Origin of the sequence: Polaromonas sp. (assembly GCF_041689105.1) — a bacterium.
Taxonomy (GTDB): domain Bacteria; phylum Pseudomonadota; class Gammaproteobacteria; order Burkholderiales; family Burkholderiaceae_C; genus Polaromonas.
This window is the reverse complement of the sequence record NZ_JBDNGU010000181.1, coordinates 19,689-41,226: the sequence shown is the minus strand read 5'-3', so window position 1 is coordinate 41,226 and position 21,538 is coordinate 19,689. Positions and strand designations below refer to the sequence as shown.

Sequence of the window (21,538 nt, the reverse complement as noted above, 5' to 3'; positions counted from 1 at the left end):
GCACATGATCAAGAAGGGGCAGTTGCACTGCCCCAAGGTTCAAGCCATGTCTGCAGCTGAGCAGTTCTACAGCCTGGCTTTCTGATCACCAAGCGCCGTTGTCACATTTCTACGCCCCTTGTTCACTATTGCGACAGAACCGCCTTTCGCCCTGCCCTGAAGAACCGCCCGGTGGTGGTGCTGAGCAACAACGACGGCTGCGCAATCGCGCGCAGCAACGAAGCCAAGGCCTTGGGCATCCGCATGGGTGCCCCTTGGTTTGAATGTAGGCAGCTGGCCGAAGAACACGGCGTGGTGGCGCTGTCAGCCAACTTCGTGCTTTACGGCGACATGAGCGACCGCATGATGAGCGTGGCGGCCGGCCTGGGTCCCGGGCAGGAAATCTACAGCATTGACGAGTCCTTTATCGAGCTGACCGGCGTAAAGGGCGACCTGACCCAGCGCGCCCAGCGGGTGCGTGAGCGGGTGCTGCAGTGGACAGGTATTCCCATTGGTATTGGCATCGCTACTACCAAGACGTTGGCGAAGCTGGCTAATCACGTCGCGAAAAGCGCGGACCGCAAGCCTGGCAGCTACCCCGCCGAACTGGCACGAGTGTGCAATCTTGCCGCCCTACCTGCCAGCGACCTCGACGCAGTGCTGCAGGCCACGGCCGTCTGTGAAGTCTGGGGCGTCGGCCGGCGGATCAGCGAGCAGTTGATCGAAGGCGTTATCGCAACGGTGCTGGACCTTGTGCGGCTGGATCCGGCGACCGTGCGGCGGCGCTGGAGTGTGGTACTGGAGCGCACGGTACGCGAGCTGCAGGGGCAGCCGTGCATCACGCTGGAGGACCAGCCCGCGCCAAAAAAAGAAATTGCCTGCACCCGCAGCTTCGGCGGCGCGGTGACTGAGTTGGAGGACCTGGTGGCGGCCGTGCCGCGCTTTGCCAGCGGCGCCGCGGTGAAGCTGCGCAGCCAAGGGAGCAAGGCCGGTCAGATTCAGGTATTTGCGCACACGAGCGCTTTTCGACCCGGACCGAAGTACAGCCGCAGAGTAGTGATGCCTCTGCGCCGACCTACAGACGACACGATGACGCTGGTGAACGCGGCTGTTAAAGCCATCGAGGCCATTTACCAGCCCGGCTTCAATTTCGCCAAGCGGGGGTGATGCTGTTGGACCTGCAGGATGGTGGCTTGCAGCAGGGCGAACTGGACCTGGAGAAGGAACCCGCTGCGCGCGGGCAGTTGATGGGAACGATGGACAAACTGAATGATCGCTTCGGGCGTGGGACATTGGTGCTGGCCAGCGCCGGTGTGAAGGGTCCGCAGCGGGATTTTGAGATGAAGCAGAATCTGTTGACACCACGGTACACGACCAGTTGGGAGGATCTGCCGGTGGCGAAGGCATGATGGTTCGCGTTTTGCTTTGTTCACCCTTGCTCATAGGGACCGCGTCTTGGGCAACGATCAAGCGATCTGCCGCGGTAGCACAACATATTCCGATCCAATTGACCGGGCTTTGCAGGAATCCCTAACCATCGAATTTCCATAGTTCCGGGAAGGCTACGAGCAGCACCCGTGAACCACAAGCGCCAATGAAGGTTAAAAGCAAATCTGTCACGCAGTTCCCGGTCAGAAGCAGTTATACCTTTTCTGTCCCGCGACAGTCAGCAGTTGGCAGAAAGCTGACGGTCGACGAGGAAATACACGAATGGCAAAAACCGGTACTTAGTTGTGGCTGAACACCCTGATTTAAGTCTCAAGAAGTAGACATCAGGCTATCCTGTTGCATTGGCCACGGATGAATTGGAACAGTGTTAGCGCATCATCTCTCCGCTGATGATGATCTTGCGCACCTCGGTGGTTCCGGCGCCGATCTCCAGCAACTTGATGGCGCGGTAAAGGCGGTTGATTTCCGACTCCCAGATGTAGCCTGTGCCGCCATGTATCTGGACGGCTTCATTGAGCACCTTGTTCATGGTCTCGGCCGCAAACATGACAGAGGCCGCCGTGATCTTGTGGACATCACCGCGCCCGCCCCCGCCCACTTCCAGGTCGTTGGCCGCGCGGAGCGCCTGGTAGGTGAAGACGCGCATCGCCTCAACCCAGACAAACATGTCTGCCAGCTTGGACTGGATCATCTGGAAGCTGCCAATCGGCTTGCCGAACTGCTGGCGCGTCTGTGCAAATTCCAGCGACAGCTCCAGGGCACGTTCTGAAATGCCCAGGCAGATGGGAGAGATCATGGCGCGCTCGAGGTCCAGCCCGCTCATAACGATCTTCACGCCCGTATCTTCTTCACCAACGCGGTTGGCGGCTGGCACCCTGCAGTTGTCAAACACCAGCTCTGCCGTCTGGCTGCCCCGAAAACCCATCTTGGTGAGCTTCTGGGCCACCTTAAAGCCGGGGAAATCCTTCTCGACGATAAACGCCGAGATGCCCTTGGCACCCTTCTCGCGGTTAGTCTTGGCATAGACCAGCAGCACATCGGCCACCGGGCCGTTGGTGATGTAGAGCTTGCTGCCGTTGAGCACATAGTGCTCGCCATCCCGTGTGGCGGTGGTGCGCATGGACCCCAGCGCGTCCGAGCCGGCGCCTGGCTCCGTTAGGCCCAGGGCGCCAATGGTTTTGCCGCTGCACAAGCCTGGCAGGTAACGCCTCCGCTGCTCTTCATTGGAATTGCGGTAGATGTTGTAGAGGCAAAGGTTTTCATGCGCCACCCAGCTCAGCGCCAGCGCATGATTCCAGCGCGAGAAGGCCTGCAGCACCAGGCCGCTGGTGAACATGTCCAGCCCGGCGCCGCCATAGGTTTCCGGCACGGTGATGCCGAAGTAACCCGTCTTGCCGATCAGGGGAAAAGCCTTATCCGGCCACCACTCCTCGTTGTCCATGCGCGGCGACAACGGGTACATCTCCTGCCGGGCGAAGCGGTCGGCTTCGTCGAGCATGCCCTGCTCGTCATTGGACAGGCCCGAAAAACGCTGCATCGCAGAGCCGGTGGATGCTGAACGGAGGGAGATCGTCGAAGTGTTCATGAAGTGTTGTTCTGTACTTGTGGATGGATGAATCTGTCTACGGCGACCGGCTCAGACCGGGCGCTTCTGTGCTTTTTCTGCAAACGTGGCTACTCGCGCCGCAAAATCCGGCGTCTCTGCGCAACGCAGGAAGGCCGCCTTCTCGCGGTCCAGGTGCACCTCCAGTGCGGCGGCCGACTGCGCCGCGACCAGCCCCTTGAGTTCGCTCAGCGACTGTGGTGCCAGCACCAGTAATTCGGCAGCCCACTGATCTGTGGCCTGCTGCAGATCGGCATCATCGGCCACGCGATTGACAAGGCCCAGCTGTAGCGCCTGCTCTGCGGTGAACTGCCCGCCCGTAGTCAGCGCTTCCAGCCCGCGCGCACTTCCGAGGCGCTGCACCATGAAAAAGCTCAAGCCCCCATCGCAAGGTGCGCCCAGCTTGGGGTAGGCGACCACAAAGCGCGCCGAGCGTGCCGCCACCACAAAGTCGCAGGCCATGGCCAGTGAAAAGCCACCTCCCGCCAGCGCACCGTGTGCACAGGCCATCGCGGGCATGCGCAGCCGCCGCAGTCCCAGCACACAGGCATGAAAGGGGTTGATTGTTTTTTCAATAAACCCCGGAAGATTGTCGCGGTGCGCGTGCATCGCTGCCACATCACCGCCGGCACAAAACGATCGGCCCTCGCCGCGCAAGACAAGCAAGCGGGCACTGGCATTGCTGTCAACAGCGTCAATGGCGTCGCGCAAGGCACCGGCCATGTCGCTGTCCAGCGCATTCATCCTGTCGGGGCGGTTCAGGGTAAGCGTGACAACCGAGCCCTGCTGCGAAGAGAGGACGGAATCAGCGCCGCTCACTTGGGCACACCCATGTCGTACACACCCACGGAAAAAACATTTAATTCAACTATTTGACCCATCTTCAAATTTTTCTTTAATAGGATCAATATGTAATCCTCATTTCGCATCTGCATGAATAGGGTAATTACCAGATTTTCATATTTATTCAATAAAAAACCAGCTTTATGACGCTGCCAGACGGTTTTCATTAGGGAAATCCATAAGCATCATTATTTTTGAGTCAGGGTCATAATCTGCCAACTTTGCGAATTTTCAGAGCACTGAAAAGTGCCACGGAGACAAACATGACAACAACAGCCCAAGGCCACGGTGCCAGCAAGCCCAACGCATGCTGAGTATCACCAACCTCCAGGTCTTCTACGACCATGCGGTGGAAGCCGTGCGCGACGTGTCGCTTGAAGTTGGCGCCGGCCGCATCGTTGCCTTGCTCGGCAGCAATGGGGCTGGCAAGTCCACTGTGCTCAAGGCCATTAGCGGTGTGCTGTATCCAGAAGAGGGTGAAATCACCGGTGGTGTTATTTCTTGTGAAGGCAAGTCCATCAACAAGCTCGCCCCTCATGAAATCGTCAGGTTGGGGCTCGTACAGGTGCCCGAAGGCCGTCGGCTCTTTGACACGCTGACGGTTGAAGAAAACCTGCTGATGGGCGGCTACGCCCGGCCTGCCGGTGAATCGGCCGAGTCAATGGCGCGCATTTTTAAACTCTTCCCCGCAATTGAGTCACATCGCCACCGCGTGTCGGGTTATCTCTCGGGAGGACAGCAGCAGATGGTGGCCATTGGCCGCGCGCTGATGGGCCAGCCAAGGCTGCTGTTGCTGGACGAACCTTCGCTCGGGCTGGCGCCACAAATCATCACTGAGATCTTCCAGGCGATCCGCAAGTTGCGCGACGAGCGCGGCCTGACGGTGTTGCTGGTCGAGCAAAATGCGCAGGTGGCGTTGTCGGTGGCCGACTACGGCTACATCGTGGAGCGCGGCCGCATCGTGCTGGACGACACGCCGCCAAAACTGCTCGCGAACGACGACGTGAAAGAGTTTTACCTTGGTGTCCAGGACGGTGGCGAACGCCGCAGCATGCGCGACGTCAAACACTACAAGCGGCGCAAGAGGTGGCTGTCGTGAACGCCCCGGTACACGCCGCAGCATCGGCGCCGATTCTTGAGTTTGCTGATGTCTCCAAACACTTCGGCGGGCTGAAGGCACTGGGCGGCATCAACCTGCGCGTCATGCCTGGCGAGATCTGCAGTGTCATTGGCCCCAACGGCGCGGGCAAGACCACACTGTTTAACCTTGCATCGTGTTTGCTTAAGCCCACGACCGGTCGCGTCATTTTTGACGGTGAAGACATCACCGACCTGCCTTCGCACAAGCTGGCCAGGCGCGGCCTGGCACGCACCTTCCAGAACCTGGCTGTGTTCAAGCATGAGACCGTCATCGACAACATCCTGACCGGCATGCATTCAAAGCTGAACACTGGAATTTTTGGTGCTGCGGTGTTTTGGGGTGCAGCGCGCAATGCAGAAATCCGCGCGCGTGAAACAGCCGAAGAAATCGTCGAGTTTCTTGAAATCGAATCGATTCGCGACCTGCCGGTAGGTACGCTTTCGTATGGCCTGCAAAAGCGAGTTGAACTGGGCCGCGCGCTGGCCATGCAGCCCAAGCTTTTGCTGCTCGATGAAATGGTTTCTGGCATGAACCAGGAAGAAACCGAAGATATTGCGCGGTTCATCCTTGACATCCGCGAAGAACGTAATGTCACTATCATGATGATCGAGCATGAGATGGGCATCGTGATGGACATTTCAGACCATGTGTGTGTGCTTAATTTCGGCCGCAAGATTGCTGACGGTACACCGGCCACTGTTTCCAAAGACCCTGCCGTTATTGGCGCCTATCTTGGCCAGGATGTTGAGGCCACCGCATGAGCCGCCCCGACCCTGCTCTTGCCGATCTGCAACTGCCGCCCGGCCTTGCTGAAGGCAATGCCACCATGCCGGGCTTGCTAATGCACCGGGCACGCAGCATGCCAAACCAAGTCGCGCTGCGTGAAAAGACACGCGGCGTCTGGCAGGGCACCACCTGGAAGGGCTACTTTGAGAAGGCGCGCGCTTTTGCACTCTTTTTGAAAGCGCAGGGCTTTATGCCTGGCGACAAACTCATCATCGCGTCTGACGGCACTCCAGAATGGTTTTTTGCCGACATGGCGGCGCAGTCGCTGGGCGGCGTCACCGTCGGCATCTACCCGACCAACCCGTGGCCCGAGCTGCAATACATTGCGCGCCACTGCCGCGCCAGGATCGCTGTTTGCGGTGACCAGGAGCAGACCGACAAGGTACTGACTGCGATGCAGCGCGAAGGTGGCCTGCCCGAGATGCAGCGCGTGCTGACGGTGGACTGGAAGGGTATGCGCCAATACACCGAAAGTTGCCTGATGCCGTTTAACGATGCGCTTGCAGAAGGCTCGCGGCTGGCAGGCGATGCGTCCCAGGTAGCGGCATATGAGCAGGCCGTAAACAGCCTGCGATCCGAACAGGACGCGCTTATCGTCTACACATCCGGAACGACTGGCATGCCAAAAGGCGCGCGCATCTCACATCGCGGCATCCTGTCAGATGCCTGGGCGCTGGGCCAGGTGCAGGGCTTTGCGGGTCGTCCCATGTCTGTGGTTTGTTATTTGCCCTTGTGCCACGTCGCCGAGCGCCTGATGTCGCCCGTGATTCAACTGGCTTACGGCAGCGTGGTTTACTTTGCAGAGTCCATAGACACGGTGACGCAGAACCTGCGCGAGATCGGGCCCAGCTTTTTCTTTGGCGTTCCGCGCATCTGGGAAAAACTTCAATACGAAATTCTTATCAAGTCACGCGACGCCAGGCCGCTGGGGCAGTGGGCCTTCAAAAAGGCGCTGGCCATAGGCACACCGATTGCCGAGCGCACCATCATCAACGGCGGTAAACCACTGAATACTCGCGACGCCTTCGTCGGCTGGCTGCTCCGCGCCACCGTCTTCAGCAACCTGCTGGCCAGCATTGGCCTGGACCGCACCTGGATTTCTATGACAGGCGGCGCCTCTATTTCGCCATCGGTCATTCTGTTCTTCCGCGCCATGGGCGTGCCGATTTACCAGATCTATGGCATGACTGAGAGCAGTGGTGCCAGCCACGCGCAATCAAACAACATGTCGCGCCTTGGCTGGTGCGGTCCGCTTCTGCCGGGCGTGGTCGAGCAGCGTATTCTCCCTGATGGCGAGTTGCAGTTGCGGGGGCAGATCGTCTTCAACGGCTACCTCTATGACGAAGCTGCGACTAAAGCAGCATTTACCGATGGCTGGCTCAGTACCGGCGACGTGGTAGAGCTCGATGAGGCGACAGGCCAGGTACAGATCATTGACCGCAAGAAGGCAATTCTTATCACCAGCGGCGGCAAGAACATCACGCCATCGTTGATTGAAAACACCCTGAAAGAAAGCCTGTACATCAGCGAGGCCGTGTTGCTGGGCGATGGCAGGCATTTTGTGGCGGCACTCATACAGATTGACCTCGACACCGTTGGCAAGTGGGCGCAGGAGCGCGGTATGGCCTACACCACCTATGAGACCCTGGCCCGCCTTGATGCAGTGAAAGAGCTGATTGCCGAAGACGTGAACCGCGTGAATGGACGCTTCTCACGTGTCGAAAACATCCGCAAGTTTGTGATCCTGAAGAAGCAGCTCGACCATGACGATGGCGAGCTTACGGCCACCATGAAGGTACGCCGCAATGTGATTGAAAAGAAGTTCGCTGCTGAAATCGGCGAGATCTATGGACTCGTAAAGGAAGCCGCATGAACTACTTCATGAACCTCGTGATGTCGGGTCTGGTTATAGGCAGCCTCTACGGAATGGTCGCCATGGGCTTTGCCATCATTTACCGCGCGACCGGCATGGTTAACTTTGCGCAGGGCGAAATCATGATGCTGATCGCCTATATGAGCTACACCTTCGCCACCATTCCGGGTATGGCCTTTGTGCCAATGCTGGCCTGCGTGTTGGTATCCTCGATAGTGCTCGGCCTTCTGATTGAGTGGATATTCATACGCCCCATGCTGGGTGAGTCTATGTTCTCGCGGGTTATGGTGACCATAGGCCTCGCGGTGGTTATACGTTCTGTTGTCATATTGATTTGGGGCGTTGAGCCTGCAGCTTTTCCAAGGCCCTTCGGCAATGCCGTGATTCGTTTTGGCGAGCTGGCGTTGTACCCGGGCCAGATCTTTGCACTGGTGTCGCTGGCGGTACTGTCATTGGCGATGTGGCTTTTCTTTCGCCGCTCGCGCGTCGGCATTGCGATGCGGGCCACGTCCAATAACGAAACAACGGCGCTGCTGATGGGTATCAACGTCAAACGCATCAGTGCGATTGCCTGGGCAATATCGGCGGTGTTTGCGGCCTTTTCCGGGCTCTCTTTTTGCCTGATGTTCAGCCTGGAGCCCGAGATCTCGCAAATGGGTCTGCGCGGCTTCCCGGCCACCATCCTGGGCGGCCTCGACTCGGTTGTCGGTGGTGCCTTCGGAGGGCTGGTAATTGGCGTGGTCGAGAACCTGGCTGGCGGCTACCTGGGTCGCGGGCTGAAAGAGATCGCGGGCTTTGTCCTCATCATCATCGTTCTGATGGTTAAGCCCTACGGTCTTTTTGGTCAACGTGAAATCGAGCGTGTCTGATGCGTAGCCGTACCTACCAGAACTCTTACGCTGGCCTGGTAGCCCTTTCCAGCCAGCCAACGACCTGGGTCTGGGCGGCTATCGGCGTGCTTGTGCTCGCGCTGATGCCCGCATTGTTCGGCTCTTTCGGACTGAACTTGCTGACAGCAATTTTTGTTGCGTCTGTCGGTGTGCTGGGGCTAAACCTGCTGTCGGGCGTGGCTGGCCAAATCTCGCTGGGGCACGCCGGTTTTCTGCTGATTGGCGCTTACGCGCAGGCTATCTTGACGACTGACTACAAGGTGCCGACGCTGCTGGCGATCTTTGTCTCGGGCGCGGTGGCGGCGGTTGCCAGCCTTGTGGTGGGTATACCTTCGCTGCGGCTTAAAGGCCTGTACCTTGCTATCACTACGCTGGCCTTTACCTTTATCGTGCGCCACATCGTTCTGTTTGCCGACAACATAACTCGAGGCTCGGCCGGCATGCCGGTTGATGCGCTGTCTGTCCTGGGCTTTTCACTCAAGGGCGATGTGCGGTTTTATTATGCCGCGCTGGTGATGCTGGTGCTGTTTGTGTTCATCACGATGAATCTGATGCGCTCCCGCATCGGCCGAGCCTGGCTGGCGCTGCGCGACCACGACATTGCTGCACGCGCCATGGGCATAGACCTGATGCGCTACAAGCTGCTAGCCTTTATGGTCAGTGCGTTTTACACCGGCGTGGCAGGTGCAATGGTGGCGCTACAGACACGTTTCATCAACGTTGACACGTTCAGCGTTCTGATCAGCATAGAGGCGCTGGCCATGGTCATTGTTGGGGGCATTGGACGAATTCACGGAGCCATTCTTGGCGCGGCGCTCATCATCTTCCTGCCCGAACTACTCAGCCTGGGCTTCTCGGCTGCGGGGGACAGGTTCAAGACCCTGATGGCCGACCGCATCTATGAGGTCAAGGGAATGATGTACGGCATAGTCATCCTGCTCTTCCTGCGGCTGGAGCCAGAGGGTATGGCCGGCATCTGGCGAAAGTTGAAACGGTTCTGGGTTCAATGGCCGCTGTCGAAATGAAGGTCGAAGCGGGCCAGTAAACGCATTCGCATGACGCAGGAATCCCCCGGCGCCAGCGTTTTTCTAAGGAGACAACATGAGCAATAAATTTAAAAAAGCGATCAATCGCTTTGCACGATGGTCTGCCGTCACGCTGGCGGCAGGCGCTGCAATGACGGTTGCTGCGCAAGACGTGGGCGTCACGGCAACTGAAATCCTGATTGGTGAAGTGCAGCCCATGTCCGGGCCCGCTTCACTTATCGGCAAGGCGGGCGCCGCTGGCTCCAAGCTGGCAATTGCAGAGATCAATGCCAATGGCGGGATCAACGGCCGCAAGCTGCGCGCCATCTATGAAGATGACGGTTATGTGCCGGCGCGGTCGGTGTCGTCGGTCAAGAAGCTGATCGATTCGGACAAGGTGTTCGGACTGACTGGCACCACCGGTAGTTCGCACATGCTGGCCATGCTGCCGACTATCGAAGAGGCCAAAATTCCTACCATCGTGCACATGGCACCTCACCCCTCAGTTGTCTCCCCACGCCGCCCCACCGTGTTCATGATTGGCCCGGATTACGACTATGCCGGCTATGTACCGATCCGCTACATGGTTGAAAAGATGAACAAAAAAGGTGGCAAGTACGGCATCGTTTATCAGGATGATGACTTCGGAAAGGCTTTGCTGGCCGGTTATCAGAAAGCTGTCAAGGAGTACAGTCTGAACAGTGTCAGTGAAATCCCCTTCAAGCGCGGCACCAAGGATTTTTCAGCAGAAGTGCTGACGCTGAAAGACAAGGGTGCCAACGCTGTTTACCTGGGCACGCTCACTACCGAGTCGGCTGCCATCATGTCGGAGTTCCGCCGCCTGAATATGGACGTTACGCTGGGCACCCTCTGGGCTGGCCAATTGCCTGTAGCCGTCAAGCTGGCAGCGCCTTCAGGTTACCAATATCTGATTCCCGACTACTACGCGTCCAACTATGACCCTGCAGGCATCGCACTGATGGAAAAAGCCAAAAAGTTCCTAAGTGCAGATGACTTCGCTAACTTCAACCGCTATACCGTCAGCGGCTACGTTGGAACGCTGGTGTTTGCCGAAGGCATTCGCCGCTGCGGTGTCAACGTGACGCGCATCTGTGTGGTCAATGAGCTGAACAAGCTGCAGAACTTCCAGACTGGCGGCTTGAGCGGACCGGTGTCCTTCAACAACCCGAAAGCTCAGTCAGTATTGCCGATCAAGCTGTTTCAGACAGACCCGGCCAGCGGCACCGTGAAGTCGGTGACGGATTTCATCGCCTACTAAGCTGCGCTCGACAAGATGACCCTGCAAAGTACCAGCCCCGTAGCAACAGCGCCTGACTGTCCTGCTAGCAAAGCACCTTACCGGTCAGCCTTCCGCCCGGGGTTGTTTCATGGCCAGACCGTCGTCGTTACCGGCGGGGGAAGCGGGCTTGGCAGGTGCACGGCGCATGAGCTGGCGAGTTTGGGCGCACATGTCGCACTGGTGGGTAGGCAGGCCACCAAACTTGAGTCTGTAGCCGCGGAGATTGCAGCGATTTACCCAGAGCGTGCCTGCGATGTCACCACTACGGTGTGTGATATTCGCGACGAAGTCCAAGTCAGGGCCACGGTAGCCGCCATCCTGCAAAGGCATGGCCGCATCGATGGGCTTTTTAATTGTGCCGGCGGGCAGTTTCCTGCGAAGCTGCGCGACATCTCGCTTAAGGGCTGGGACGCGGTGGTGCGTAACAACCTGCACGGCACATTCCTTTTTTCACGTGAGTGTTTTGTCCAGTGGATGGAACATCACGGTGGCAGCATCGTCAACATGCTGGCCGATATCTGGGGCGGCCTGCCCGGAATGGGGCATTCAGGCGCTGCCCGCGGCGGCGTGTTGACCTTCACCGAAACGGCAGCGTGCGAATGGGGTTATGCCGGTGTTCGCGTCAACGCGGTGGCGCCCGGCTGGATAGCCTCCGCCGGTATAGACACCTACGACGAGGACTATCGCAATGTGGTGCGTGGCCTGCGTACCAAGGTACCGTTACAGCGTTTCGGTACTGAAGCCGAGTTGTCTTCGGCGGCGGTGTACCTGTTGTCCGAAGCCGCAGGCTTTATCAATGGTAGCGTGATACGCGTTGATGGCGGCGTGCCAACAGCACGGCACAGCTGGAAGCTGCAGCCGGCGGAGCGCAGTTTCCCCTACAACGGCTTTCCGCAATATCAGCCGCCTGCCACCTTTGACGATAGCCCCAAAGCCGCAAAAGAATGAAAATGGCGCATGAATTTACCCAACTGGTCGTGGCCCAGCGCGGTGCGGCCTGCCACATCACGATCAACCGTGCCGCCGAACACAACACCATGAGCGACGTGGTGATGGAAGAGCTGACGCGCGCGCTGCGCGACGCCGAGGGCATGCCGGGTGTTCGCGCCATTGTCCTGACCGGTGCGGGCGAGCAGACCTTCTGTGCTGGCGGCAAATTGAAACCGACTGCGGACGGCTCGCCCTTCGCGCTGGAGCCGGGCCGCTTTGACAACCCGATTGCCGACATGTTCAAGGCCATGGATCGTTGTAACCTCCCCATCATTGCACGCGTCAACGGCGGTGCATTCGGCGGTGGCCTGGGCCTGATTTGCGCCTGCGACTTTGCCGTTGCCGTCGATACCGCAAAGTTCGGCACAACCGAAGCCAAAGTCGGCGTCTTTCCGATGATGATTTTGCCAGTGTTGATGCGTGTGATACCACGCCGTCGCCTGCTGGAAATGTGCTTTTTTGCGCACCGTTTTTCAGCCGCTGAAGCGCAAACTTTCGATATTGTCAACGAAGTGGTTGCAGCTGCAGAGCTGGACAACGCTGTCAACGCAATGGTGGACAAACTGTCCGCCAATTCACCCGTCGCCCTTCGCATCGGGCGGCGCGCTTTCTCGGCCGTCACTGACCTGTCGTTTGCGGATGCACTCAACCTGACGCAAGCGGTGCTTCCCATCCTGTCGCAGAGCGAAGACACCAAAGAAGGCATGAAGGCTTTTGCCGAACGCCGCGCGCCCGTCTGGCCTGGCCGCTAGATCACTTAACACCCAATCCATGACAACCCTAAAGCCGTTACGGACAAAACCCTTGCGCATAGGTTGCGCCACAGGATTCTGGGGCGACTCGGAAGCCGGTGCCACGCAGCTGGTGATGCACGGCGGTATTGACTACCTGGTATTTGACTTCCTGGCCGAGATCACAATGTCACTGCTGGCGCGTGCGCGCGCCAAATCAGCTGATGCCGGTTATGCCCCTGACTTTGTGCGCATCATCGCGTCGCTGGCTGGGGAGCTGAAGTCGCGCAGCATCAAGGTCGTGTCCAACGGCGGCGGCGTCAATCCAAAAGCCTGCGGCGAGGCATTGACCAAAGAGCTGCGGGCTCTCGGCATCGACCTCAAGGTGGCCGTTATCGAAGGTGACGACTTGTTTGCACGGGCCAGTGAATTCAGGGCAGCTGACCTGCGCGAGATGTTCAACGGCGCGGTCATGCCGGCTCAATTCCTGAGCGTCAACGCTTACCTAGGCGCACAACCCATTGCCGCCGCGCTGAATGCCGGCGCAGACATAGTCATTACCGGCCGCGTGGTGGACAGCGCCGTGACCCTAGGCCCGCTGGTGCATGAATTCGGCTGGTCATGGAACGACTGGGACAGGCTGGCCATCGGTAGCCTCGCGGGTCATGTGATCGAATGCGGAACGCAGGCCACCGGCGGCCTTTTTACCGACTGGGAGCGTGTACCCGGCTGGGATGACATGGGCTTCCCCATTGCTGAGTGCAATGCATCCGGTGACAGTTTTGTACTGACCAAACCCGAAAACACAGGCGGCTTGGTGGAGCCCGCATGCGTGGCCGAACAGGTCGTCTACGAAATAGGCGACCCTGCGGCCTACCTGCTACCCGACGTGGTCTGCGACTTCAGGCATGTCAAGCTGGAACAGGACGGCCCGCACCGTGTACGGGTCAGCGGTGCGCGCGGAACGGCAGCGCCCCTCAGCTACAAGGTCAGCGCCACCTATGGCGAGGGCTGGCGTCTGTTCACCACGCTGATGATTGGCGGCACCGACGCTGCACGCAAGGCGCAGCGTGTGGGCGACTCCATCCTGCAGCGCACACGCCGCATGTTTTCAGAGCGCGGTTGGGGCGACTACAGCGAAACCAGCCTGGAAGTGCTTGGCGCCGAAAGCACCTACGGCCCGCATGCACGCACCCACGGAACGCGCGAGGTCATCCTCAAGATCGCTGCGCGACACGCTTCACGCGACGCGCTTGATTTGCTGGCACGCGAGATTGCGCCGTCAGCCACAGCAATGGCCCAAGGCATCACCGGGTTTGCTGCGGGGCGGGCCTCACCATCCCCCGTGGTGCGACTGTTTTCCTTTCTGACGGACAGAACACGCGTCAAGGCCTCGGTCACCGTCGATGGGCATGTCCTGCCGTTTGAAGAAAGCTTCAGCCCTGCAGGACTTACACCCGCACATGCGTCCCCGGCTGTCGCCGAAGACACCTCTAGTCAGGGTGACTTGCGGACAGTGCCGTTGTTGCGCGTGGCGCATGGCCGAAGCGGCGACAAGGGAGACATGGCCAACATTGGCATCATTGCGCGCAGCGATGCGCTTTACGCAGTGCTGCAGAAGGCGTTGACAGCCGACATCGTGCGTGACTATCTGGCACACGTGGCCAAAGGCAAGGTCTCGCGCTACAGCCTGCCCGGGTTTAACGCACTCAACTTCACACTTGAAAATGCGCTCGGCGGCGGAGGCGTGGCCTCGCTTCGCTACGACCCCCAGGGCAAGGCGCTGGCCCAGATGTTGCTGGATATTCCCGTCAGCATTCCCCTTGTACTTCTTGAAAATCTGCCATGAAAACCGCAACCGAAGCCTCTTTCGACGAGGATATTGAAGCACCGGCCACCAACGCGGTCGGCAAACAGACGCCGCGGCGTATGCGGCGCGCCGCAGAAATCATTGTGGCAGCGCGTGAGACCTTTCTCGAAAAAGGCTTTGAGTGCGCCTCCGTAAGCGAGATCGCCGCCAAGGTTGGCGTGGTCGAAGGCCTGCTGTACTCCTACTTTCCGACCAAACGCGACCTGCTCAACGAAGTGTTGCGCGGCATGTATGAGCCACTGATACGCGAAATGGAAGATGGCTTCAGCCGGCTGCAAGGCCTGCGCAGCCGCATGCGTTTTCTGGTCTGGCGCCACCTGCGGGTGTATGTTGAAGACCCCGGCCTGTCGCGTCTGGTGCTCCATGAAGTGCGGACCCGACCCGAGTATTTCAACTCGGCGCTGCATGAACTGCACGTGCGTTACACCGCGTTTTTGATACGTACTGTGCGCGATGCCATCGCCAGCGGTGAGCTGCCCGCAGACACCGACGGCGAAATGGTGCGCGGCATGGTCTACGGCGGCATTGAACACCGCATGTGGGGCGTGCTCTTCGGGCGCGACACGGTCAATGTCGAGGTTGCGGCAGACCGTTTTACAGACATGATGCTGCGCGGCATTCTTCCTGACGGTCAGGCTGGCGTATCAGCCACAACCGCATCTGATACCGGGAGCCGCGACGATATCGAGCGCCGGCTTGAGCGCCTCGAAAGAATCGTGGTGGCAGGCGCAGAGCAAGCCGCTGCACCGGTAGCGCCACGGCATAAAAAATCCCATGACCACCATCAATAAACTATTCATCGCCAACCGCGCGGAAATTGCCCTTCGCATCGTCCGTACCGCGAGGCGCATGGGCATCGCCACGGTGGTACCCATGCACAGCCAGGACCAGTTCGGCCCTGCGCTTGCCGAGGCGGATGAGACCGTTGAGGTCTTCGGCACGCCCGCCGTTGCCGCTTGGCTGGACATCCCCGGCATGATCCGCGCCGCCATCGAAAGCGGCTGCGATGCGATTCACCCGGGCTACGGCTTCCTGTCGGAGAATGCTGCCTTCGCCAAAGCGGTCAAAGACGCCGGCCTGATCTTCGTCGGCCCACCTGCACCTGTGATCGAGCTAATGGGTGACAAGATCACCGCGCGCCGCTTTGCCGTCACCCAAGGCATGCCGGTCACGCCGTCTGCAGACGAAGCAGAAGACCCGGCGACTTTTGAAAAACGCGCGTTGACCGTCGGCTTTCCGCTGCTGGTCAAAGGTGCGGCGGGCGGTGGCGGCAAAGGCATGCAGATCGCGCGCTGCGCCGAAGACCTCGCCCACGCCATCAGTGTGGCCCGTTCCGAAAGCCAGCGCTATTTCGGCGACGGCCGGCTGTTTGCCGAACGTTTTGTCGAACAACCCCGCCACATCGAGGTACAGGTGTTCGGCGACACACAGGGCAACGTCATTCACCTCGGCGAACGGGAATGCTCCATCCAGCGGCGTTTCCAGAAGCTGGTTGAGGAGTCACCCGCGCCAAAGCTGCCTGACGGCCTGCGCGAACGCATCTGCACTGCTGCGGTCCAGCTCGCCGCAGCTGCAAAGTACGTCAACGCGGGTACGGTGGAATGCATCGTGTCGCCTGATGGTGAATTCTTCTTTCTCGAGATGAACACGCGCCTGCAGGTCGAACACCCGGTCACTGAGATGGTGACCGGCCTGGACCTCGTAGAGCTGCAACTGCGCGTCGCGCAGGGCGAGCCACTGCCGCTCAGCCAGGGTGATGTGCAGTTCAGCGGCCATGCGATTGAATGCCGCATCTTGGCCGAGGATGCCGATGCGGGGTTTGTGCCAGATACAGGCAAAGTGCTGCTTCTGGGAGCACCAACCGGCCCCGGCGTGCGTTTTGATTGCGGTGTGACGCAAGGCGCGCCTGTGACGGCAGATTTTGACTCCCTGCTGGCCAAGCTGGTGGTTCACGGTGCAGACCGCGCGCTGGCGATATCCCGCATGCGCAGCGCGCTGGCCGACACGGCCATGCTGGGCGTGACCATCAACAACGACTTCCTGTCGCGTGTGCTGCACCACCCGGCCTTCGCGCGTGGCGACACCGACACAGGTTTCCTGGAGCGGCACAAGGCCGACCTAGCGCCCGTCGCATTCACTGATGACGAGCGGCAACTGATGCTGGCCGTTGCCGCCAGTGCCGCGCCGGACATGTCTGCCACCCGTATTCCAGAACCTTACGCCTCAATGGGCGCATGGCGCAACTGATTGCCAAGATGACCACACTCCAGTTTTCAGACACGCCCGAGACGCGGCACGAGGTTCAATTGCGCACAGATGCGGTGTACGTTGACGGCAAGCCGATGCAGATCCGCAAGGCCGCAGCCGGTACTTTTATCGGCACGCTGAACGGGCGCACCGAGCGCCTGCTGGGCGTCGCCCACGGCGATACGCTGTATGTGCAACTGCGCGGCCGCAGCGTCTGGATCAACCGGGTCGATCCGACGCGTGCCTCTGCCACCAGTGCGGCAGGTGGCGCCGGAGCATCACACGCGCCCATGCCGGGTATGGTGATCTCGCTGTTGGTCGCCGCTGGCCAGCACGTCAAAACAGGTGATGCACTGCTAGTGATTGAAAGCATGAAGCTTCAGATGACAATTTCGGCCACGCTGGACGGTGAAGTAGCCGAACTTCCCTTGGCCGTCGGTCAAACCTTCCAGCGCAACGACATGCTGGTGCTCCTGGCAACTCCTGGAGACGCCGCATGAGCCGCATTATCAGCAAGATAGACACCGCCTCTGCGGGCTACAAAAAAAACCAGGCGGCGATGAGCGAAAAGGTCAAGGCCCTACAGGCGAAAGTGCACAAGGCCCGCTTCGAGCGGCCTGTGCGCGACATTGAGCGGCTGCACCGGCAGAAGAAACTGACGGTGCGCGAGCGGCTTGACCTGTTGCTCGACCCAGGTACGCCATTCCTGGAACTAAGTACGCTGGCTGCGAACAAGGCCTATGACGGAGAGGTGCAGGGCGCTGGCCAGGTGTCGGGCATAGGCATCATCCATGGGCGCGAGGTCATCATCCATGCCGACGATCCGAGCATCAAGGGCGGTGCCTGGTACCCGCTGTCGGTCAAAAAGATTGTCCGCACGCTGGACATTGCCATCGAGAACCGGCTGCCCGTCATCCACCTTTGCGACAGTGCCGGCGGCTTTTTGCCGCTGCAGTCTGACCTGTTCCCCGACAAACATGCGGCGGGCCGTATCTTTCGCAACCAGTGCACGCTGTCTAAAATGGGCGTGCCGCAGATTGCGGTTGTGCTGGGTCATTGCACAGCCGGCGGCGCCTACATCCCGGCGCTGTGCGACTACAGCGTCATCGTGCGCGGTAACGGCGGTGTCTTTCTGGGTGGGCCGCCGCTGGTAAAGGCCGCTACCGGCGAGATAGTTACAGCCGAAGCGCTCGGCGGCGCAACGATGCACACCACTGTGTCGGGCACCTGCGACTATGCGGCCGACGACGAGCCACACGCGATGGCCATTGCGCGTGACATTTTTGCCAACACCTCGCCGATTCCCAAACAAACAATTGACCGCATTGAGGCCGAAGCACCTTTCTATGACCCGATGGAGCTCTACGGTATCGTTCCCACCGACTGGAAAACCGGCTTCGACATGCGCGAGGTAGCTGCGCGTATCGTGGACGGCAGCAACTTCCATGAATACCAGCCCGACTATGGCACAACCATGATTTGCGGCTATGCACGTATTTGGGGTTGCAAGGTCGGCATCCTTGCCAACAACGGCGTGCTCTTTAACGACAGCTCGCTCAAGGCAGCGCACTTCATGCGCCTTTGCGACCGTGACCGCACACCGCTGGTTTTTTTGCAGAACATTACGGGTTATATGGTGGGACGCGAATACGAAGAGCGCGGCATCACCAAGGACGGTGCCAAGATGATCATGACGCAGGTCGGCTGCACGGTGCCCAAGTTCACTGTGATCGTCGGTGGCTCATTCGGGGCCGGCAACTACGGCATGTGCGGTCGCGCCTTTGACGGCCGATTCCTGTGGATGTGGCCGCAGTCGCAGATTGCGGTGATGGGCGCAGAGCAGGCCGCCAACACGCTGGCCGATGTCAAGATACGCCAGTTGCAGCGCCAGGGCCACGAGCTCAATGCCGAGGAAATCGCGGCGATCCGCGACCCGGTGCTGGCCAGCTTCGAGGCCGAAAGCGATGCCTATTACTCCACGTCCGAGTTGTGGGATGACGGGATCCTGGACCCGGTTGACACCCGCAACGCACTGGGGATGGCCATCGTGGCTTCGCTCAATGCGCCGTTTGGTGACATGGGCTACGGCGTGCTGCGCCTGTAACCGGCCCGAAAAGGTCTGCAGGAGCCCGCATGGTTGCCGTCGATGATCACTCCACCATAGGCGAAACATTTTTCCGCGCTGCAGAAATGTATGCCGGAAACGCCTTCCTGGCGGTCCCTGCCAACGCCACACGCACCTACGACCCTGCGGGACGGGAGATCACCTATGGCGAGGCGGAAAAGACCGTACGCTCGCTGATGCAGCTTTACGGCAACGCAGGTTACGGCGCAGGCCACCGCATCTCGCTGCTGATCGAAAACCGGCCTGAGCACATGCTGCACAAGCTGGCGATGAACGCGCTGGGCGTGTGCTGCGTACCGCTGAACCCTGACCACCGGCCGCGCGAAATGGCCTATGTGCTGGACCACGCCCGCGTCGACCTGGTGGTGGTCCTGGCCTCACTGGAAGCCCAATTGCGCATGGGAATAGCACAGGCGGAACGCAGCCAGCCCCAGGTGGTGCTGTTTGAAAATTTCGCTGCCAGCGTGCCAGCTGCTGCGCAAAAGGCCATCTCAACCACACCGGACGCGGCCACACCTGCCAGCGTCCTCTACACCTCGGGTACGACCGGCCGGCCCAAGGGCTGCCTGCTCTCGCATGGCTATGAGCTGGCGGCCGGTGCCTGGTATTCGTCACGCGGCGGCCTCTCGGCATTTGGCGAGGCCTGCGACCGCATCTACAACCCGCTGCCGCTGTTCCACGTCAACGCCTCGATCTTTTCCTTTTACTGCGTCTTGCTGAAGGGCAACTGCCAGGTGCAAACCGACCGCTTCCAGCCTTCGCGCTGGTGGACCGAGGTGTTTGAGTCGAAGGCGACGGTAGTCCATTACCTGGGCGTCGTGGTGCCCATGCTGCTGGGCCAGCCCGAACACCCGCATGAGCACGACCACTGCGTGCGTTTTGCCATCGGCGCGGGCGTGGAGCCGCAGCGCCACCGGGCTTTTGAACAGCGTTTTCGCTTTCCCCTGATCGAGATCTGGGGCATGACCGAGATGGTGCGCGCCATCATCGACAACCAGTTGCCACGCGAGGTCGGCACACGTGCCTTTGGCCGCGTGACACCGGGTGTGGAGGTGCGTGTGGTCGACGATAACGACGCGGACATGCCGGTCGGCCAGGAGGGCGAGATGCTGGTGCGCCACAGCGCCGCGACACCGCGCAAGCACTTCTTCAGTGGCTATCTGGATGATGAGGCTGCGACTGAAACATCCTGGCGCGGTGGCTGGTTTCACACCGGAGATATCGTCACGCGGGATACCACGGGCCTGCTGCGATTTATCGACAGGCGAAAAAACATCATTCGCCGCTCGGGTGAAAACATTGCCGCTGCTGAAGTCGAAGCGCTGCTGCAGGCGCACCCGCTGGTCGAGAACGTGGCTGTGCTGGCCGTGAAGGACGAAATACGCGAGGAAGAAGTGCTGGCCTGCGTGGTACTCAAGGACAAAACCGCAGATGCCGCCATGGCTGGCAGGGTACTGTTTGAGCACTGCAACTCCAACCTCGCGTATTACAAGGCGCCGGGCTGGCTGTACCTAACCGACAGCATCCCTACAACAGCCACACAAAAAATCCAGAAGCACCAGATTTTTGAACCTGAACTGGACCCGCGCACCTTGCCCGGCATGCAGGACCTGCGCGCGCTCAAAAAGCGCGACGCGCGGCGAGGTGCATCTGCCCCTCCAAAGATTTCCTGAGACAACAACACCATGCCACTGCCTCCCCTTTTGCAGAACGCCCTGTCCCTACCCGTCATCGGCTCACCGATGTTCTTGGTGTCGTTTCCGCCGCTGGTCACTGCGCAGTGCAAGGCTGGCATTGTGGGCAGCTTCCCGCATGTCAATGCACGTACCTCGGAACAGTTCGACCAGTGGCTGACCGACATCGCTGCCGAACTGGCGACCCACCGCGCAGCCCATCCATCAGCCGTGGTGGCGCCCTATGGTGTCAACTTGATCGTGCACCGCACCAATTCACGTTTTGAACCTGACCTTGCCATCGTCGTTAAACACAAGGTGCCTGTGGTCATCACCTGCCTGGGCCACCCCGGCAAGGTGGTGGAGGCCGTGCACGCTTATGGTGGCACCGTTTTTTGCGACGTGACGAGCGCAGCGCATGCCCGTAAATCGATGGACGCAGGGGTTGATGGCCTGATCTGCGTGGGTGCCGGAGCCGGCGGCCATGCTTCAAACCAGAGTGCGTTCTCGCTGGTGCGCGAGATCCGCGAGTTCTGGGACGGATGCCTGATCCTGGGCGGCGGCATCAACGACGGCCACCAGATGCGCGCGGCCGAGGCACTGGGCGCAGACCTAGTCTATATGGGCACGCGATTCATCGCCACACAGGAGTCCAATGCGCAGCAGGAATTCAAGCAGATGGTGATCGACAGCGATGTGTCAGACCTGGTCTACACCGACAGGCTCTCGGGTGTGCATGCCAACTTCCTGAAACCATCGCTTGAAAAATGGGGCGTTGACGTGAGCAAGCTCCCGCCCAAGACACCGGACATGTCATCGCTGACCGACACCACAGCGAAGCTCTGGAAGGACTTATGGAGCGCCGGCCAGGGCATAGCGACCATTCACGATTCACCCCCGGTGGCTGAACTGATCGGGCGTATCGCCGCTGAATATGATGCAGCCTGCAAGCTGGGCCGCAGCCCCGCCATACGCCAGCTGGCGGCCACCGCCTGATCTACCCAGTTAGCCAG

Annotated in this window: 18 protein-coding genes and 2 pseudogenes; 17 read left to right on the top strand and 3 right to left on the bottom strand. The window is 59.8% G+C overall.

What is annotated here, in order from left to right; translation table 11 throughout:
- Nucleotides 1–85 (top strand): annotated as a pseudogene (locus ACESMT_RS18280) (IS6 family transposase); the annotation flags it as partial.
- A gap of 20 nt (nucleotides 86–105) precedes the next feature.
- Nucleotides 106–1,388, top strand: a pseudogene (locus tag ACESMT_RS18275) (Y-family DNA polymerase).
- Between the two features lie 407 nt (nucleotides 1,389–1,795).
- Here ACESMT_RS18275 and ACESMT_RS18270 read toward each other — a convergent pair.
- From ACESMT_RS18270 to ACESMT_RS18260, 3 genes are read right to left on the bottom strand one after another with little or no spacing between them, the layout of a single operon-like run.
- On the bottom strand, nucleotides 1,796–3,013 hold the full coding sequence (locus ACESMT_RS18270) for an acyl-CoA dehydrogenase family protein (protein ID WP_372828020.1): 1,218 nt from the start codon (nucleotides 3,011–3,013) through the stop codon (nucleotides 1,796–1,798).
- A 51-nt stretch (nucleotides 3,014–3,064) separates the two neighbouring features.
- Nucleotides 3,065–3,850 carry an enoyl-CoA hydratase/isomerase family protein gene (locus tag ACESMT_RS18265; protein ID WP_372828019.1) on the bottom strand — a complete coding sequence of 262 codons (786 nt, stop codon included), beginning with the start codon at nucleotides 3,848–3,850 and terminating at the stop codon, nucleotides 3,065–3,067.
- On the bottom strand, nucleotides 3,847–4,041 hold the full coding sequence (locus ACESMT_RS18260; RefSeq protein WP_372828018.1) for a hypothetical protein: 195 nt from the start codon (nucleotides 4,039–4,041) through the stop codon (nucleotides 3,847–3,849). Before ACESMT_RS18260 ends, ACESMT_RS18265 begins: the two co-directional genes overlap by 4 nt.
- A gap of 140 nt (nucleotides 4,042–4,181) precedes the next feature.
- Between ACESMT_RS18260 and ACESMT_RS18255 the strand changes: the two genes are divergently transcribed.
- From ACESMT_RS18255 to ACESMT_RS18185, 15 genes are all read left to right on the top strand, one after another.
- Nucleotides 4,182–4,973, top strand: a complete 792-nt coding sequence (locus ACESMT_RS18255) for an ABC transporter ATP-binding protein (RefSeq protein ID WP_372828017.1) — start codon at nucleotides 4,182–4,184, stop codon at nucleotides 4,971–4,973.
- The gene (locus tag ACESMT_RS18250) at nucleotides 4,970–5,776 is read left to right on the top strand and encodes an ABC transporter ATP-binding protein (RefSeq protein ID WP_372828016.1); all 807 of its coding nucleotides are present in this window, start codon (nucleotides 4,970–4,972) and stop codon (nucleotides 5,774–5,776) included. The genes ACESMT_RS18255 and ACESMT_RS18250 overlap by 4 nt, the downstream gene beginning before the upstream one ends.
- The gene (locus tag ACESMT_RS18245; protein ID WP_372828015.1) at nucleotides 5,773–7,674 is read left to right on the top strand and encodes a long-chain fatty acid--CoA ligase; all 1,902 of its coding nucleotides are present in this window, start codon (nucleotides 5,773–5,775) and stop codon (nucleotides 7,672–7,674) included. Before ACESMT_RS18250 ends, ACESMT_RS18245 begins: the two co-directional genes overlap by 4 nt.
- Nucleotides 7,671–8,543, top strand: coding sequence for a branched-chain amino acid ABC transporter permease (locus ACESMT_RS18240; protein ID WP_372828014.1), 873 nt, complete (start codon nucleotides 7,671–7,673; stop codon nucleotides 8,541–8,543). Before ACESMT_RS18245 ends, ACESMT_RS18240 begins: the two co-directional genes overlap by 4 nt.
- Nucleotides 8,543–9,589: a branched-chain amino acid ABC transporter permease gene (locus ACESMT_RS18235; RefSeq protein ID WP_372828013.1), complete on the top strand. Its 1,047-nt coding sequence runs from the start codon at nucleotides 8,543–8,545 to the stop codon at nucleotides 9,587–9,589. Before ACESMT_RS18240 ends, ACESMT_RS18235 begins: the two co-directional genes overlap by 1 nt.
- A gap of 76 nt (nucleotides 9,590–9,665) precedes the next feature.
- Nucleotides 9,666–10,868: an ABC transporter substrate-binding protein gene (locus ACESMT_RS18230; protein ID WP_372828012.1), complete on the top strand. Its 1,203-nt coding sequence runs from the start codon at nucleotides 9,666–9,668 to the stop codon at nucleotides 10,866–10,868.
- Between the two features lie 15 nt (nucleotides 10,869–10,883).
- A complete protein-coding gene (locus ACESMT_RS18225) occupies nucleotides 10,884–11,837 on the top strand; it encodes an SDR family oxidoreductase (protein WP_372828011.1) in 954 nt (317 codons plus the stop codon).
- A gap of 2 nt (nucleotides 11,838–11,839) precedes the next feature.
- A complete protein-coding gene (locus ACESMT_RS18220) occupies nucleotides 11,840–12,631 on the top strand; it encodes an enoyl-CoA hydratase-related protein (RefSeq protein WP_372828010.1) in 792 nt (263 codons plus the stop codon).
- Between the two features lie 19 nt (nucleotides 12,632–12,650).
- Nucleotides 12,651–14,459: an acyclic terpene utilization AtuA family protein gene (locus ACESMT_RS18215; protein ID WP_372828009.1), complete on the top strand. Its 1,809-nt coding sequence runs from the start codon at nucleotides 12,651–12,653 to the stop codon at nucleotides 14,457–14,459.
- Nucleotides 14,456–15,271: a TetR/AcrR family transcriptional regulator gene (locus ACESMT_RS18210; protein ID WP_372828008.1), complete on the top strand. Its 816-nt coding sequence runs from the start codon at nucleotides 14,456–14,458 to the stop codon at nucleotides 15,269–15,271. Before ACESMT_RS18215 ends, ACESMT_RS18210 begins: the two co-directional genes overlap by 4 nt.
- Complete coding sequence (locus ACESMT_RS18205; RefSeq protein WP_372828007.1) at nucleotides 15,255–16,727, top strand: acetyl/propionyl/methylcrotonyl-CoA carboxylase subunit alpha; 1,473 nt, start codon at nucleotides 15,255–15,257, stop codon at nucleotides 16,725–16,727. The genes ACESMT_RS18210 and ACESMT_RS18205 overlap by 17 nt, the downstream gene beginning before the upstream one ends.
- On the top strand, nucleotides 16,715–17,227 hold the full coding sequence (locus tag ACESMT_RS18200) for an acetyl-CoA carboxylase biotin carboxyl carrier protein subunit (protein WP_372828006.1): 513 nt from the start codon (nucleotides 16,715–16,717) through the stop codon (nucleotides 17,225–17,227). The genes ACESMT_RS18205 and ACESMT_RS18200 overlap by 13 nt, the downstream gene beginning before the upstream one ends.
- Nucleotides 17,224–18,831, top strand: coding sequence for an acyl-CoA carboxylase subunit beta (locus ACESMT_RS18195; protein WP_372828005.1), 1,608 nt, complete (start codon nucleotides 17,224–17,226; stop codon nucleotides 18,829–18,831). The genes ACESMT_RS18200 and ACESMT_RS18195 overlap by 4 nt, the downstream gene beginning before the upstream one ends.
- Before the next feature lie 29 nt (nucleotides 18,832–18,860).
- Complete coding sequence (locus tag ACESMT_RS18190) at nucleotides 18,861–20,525, top strand: AMP-binding protein (RefSeq protein ID WP_372828004.1); 1,665 nt, start codon at nucleotides 18,861–18,863, stop codon at nucleotides 20,523–20,525.
- Between the two features lie 12 nt (nucleotides 20,526–20,537).
- Nucleotides 20,538–21,521 carry an NAD(P)H-dependent flavin oxidoreductase gene (locus ACESMT_RS18185; RefSeq protein ID WP_372828003.1) on the top strand — a complete coding sequence of 328 codons (984 nt, stop codon included), beginning with the start codon at nucleotides 20,538–20,540 and terminating at the stop codon, nucleotides 21,519–21,521.
- Nucleotides 21,522–21,538: the final 17 nt, after the last annotated feature.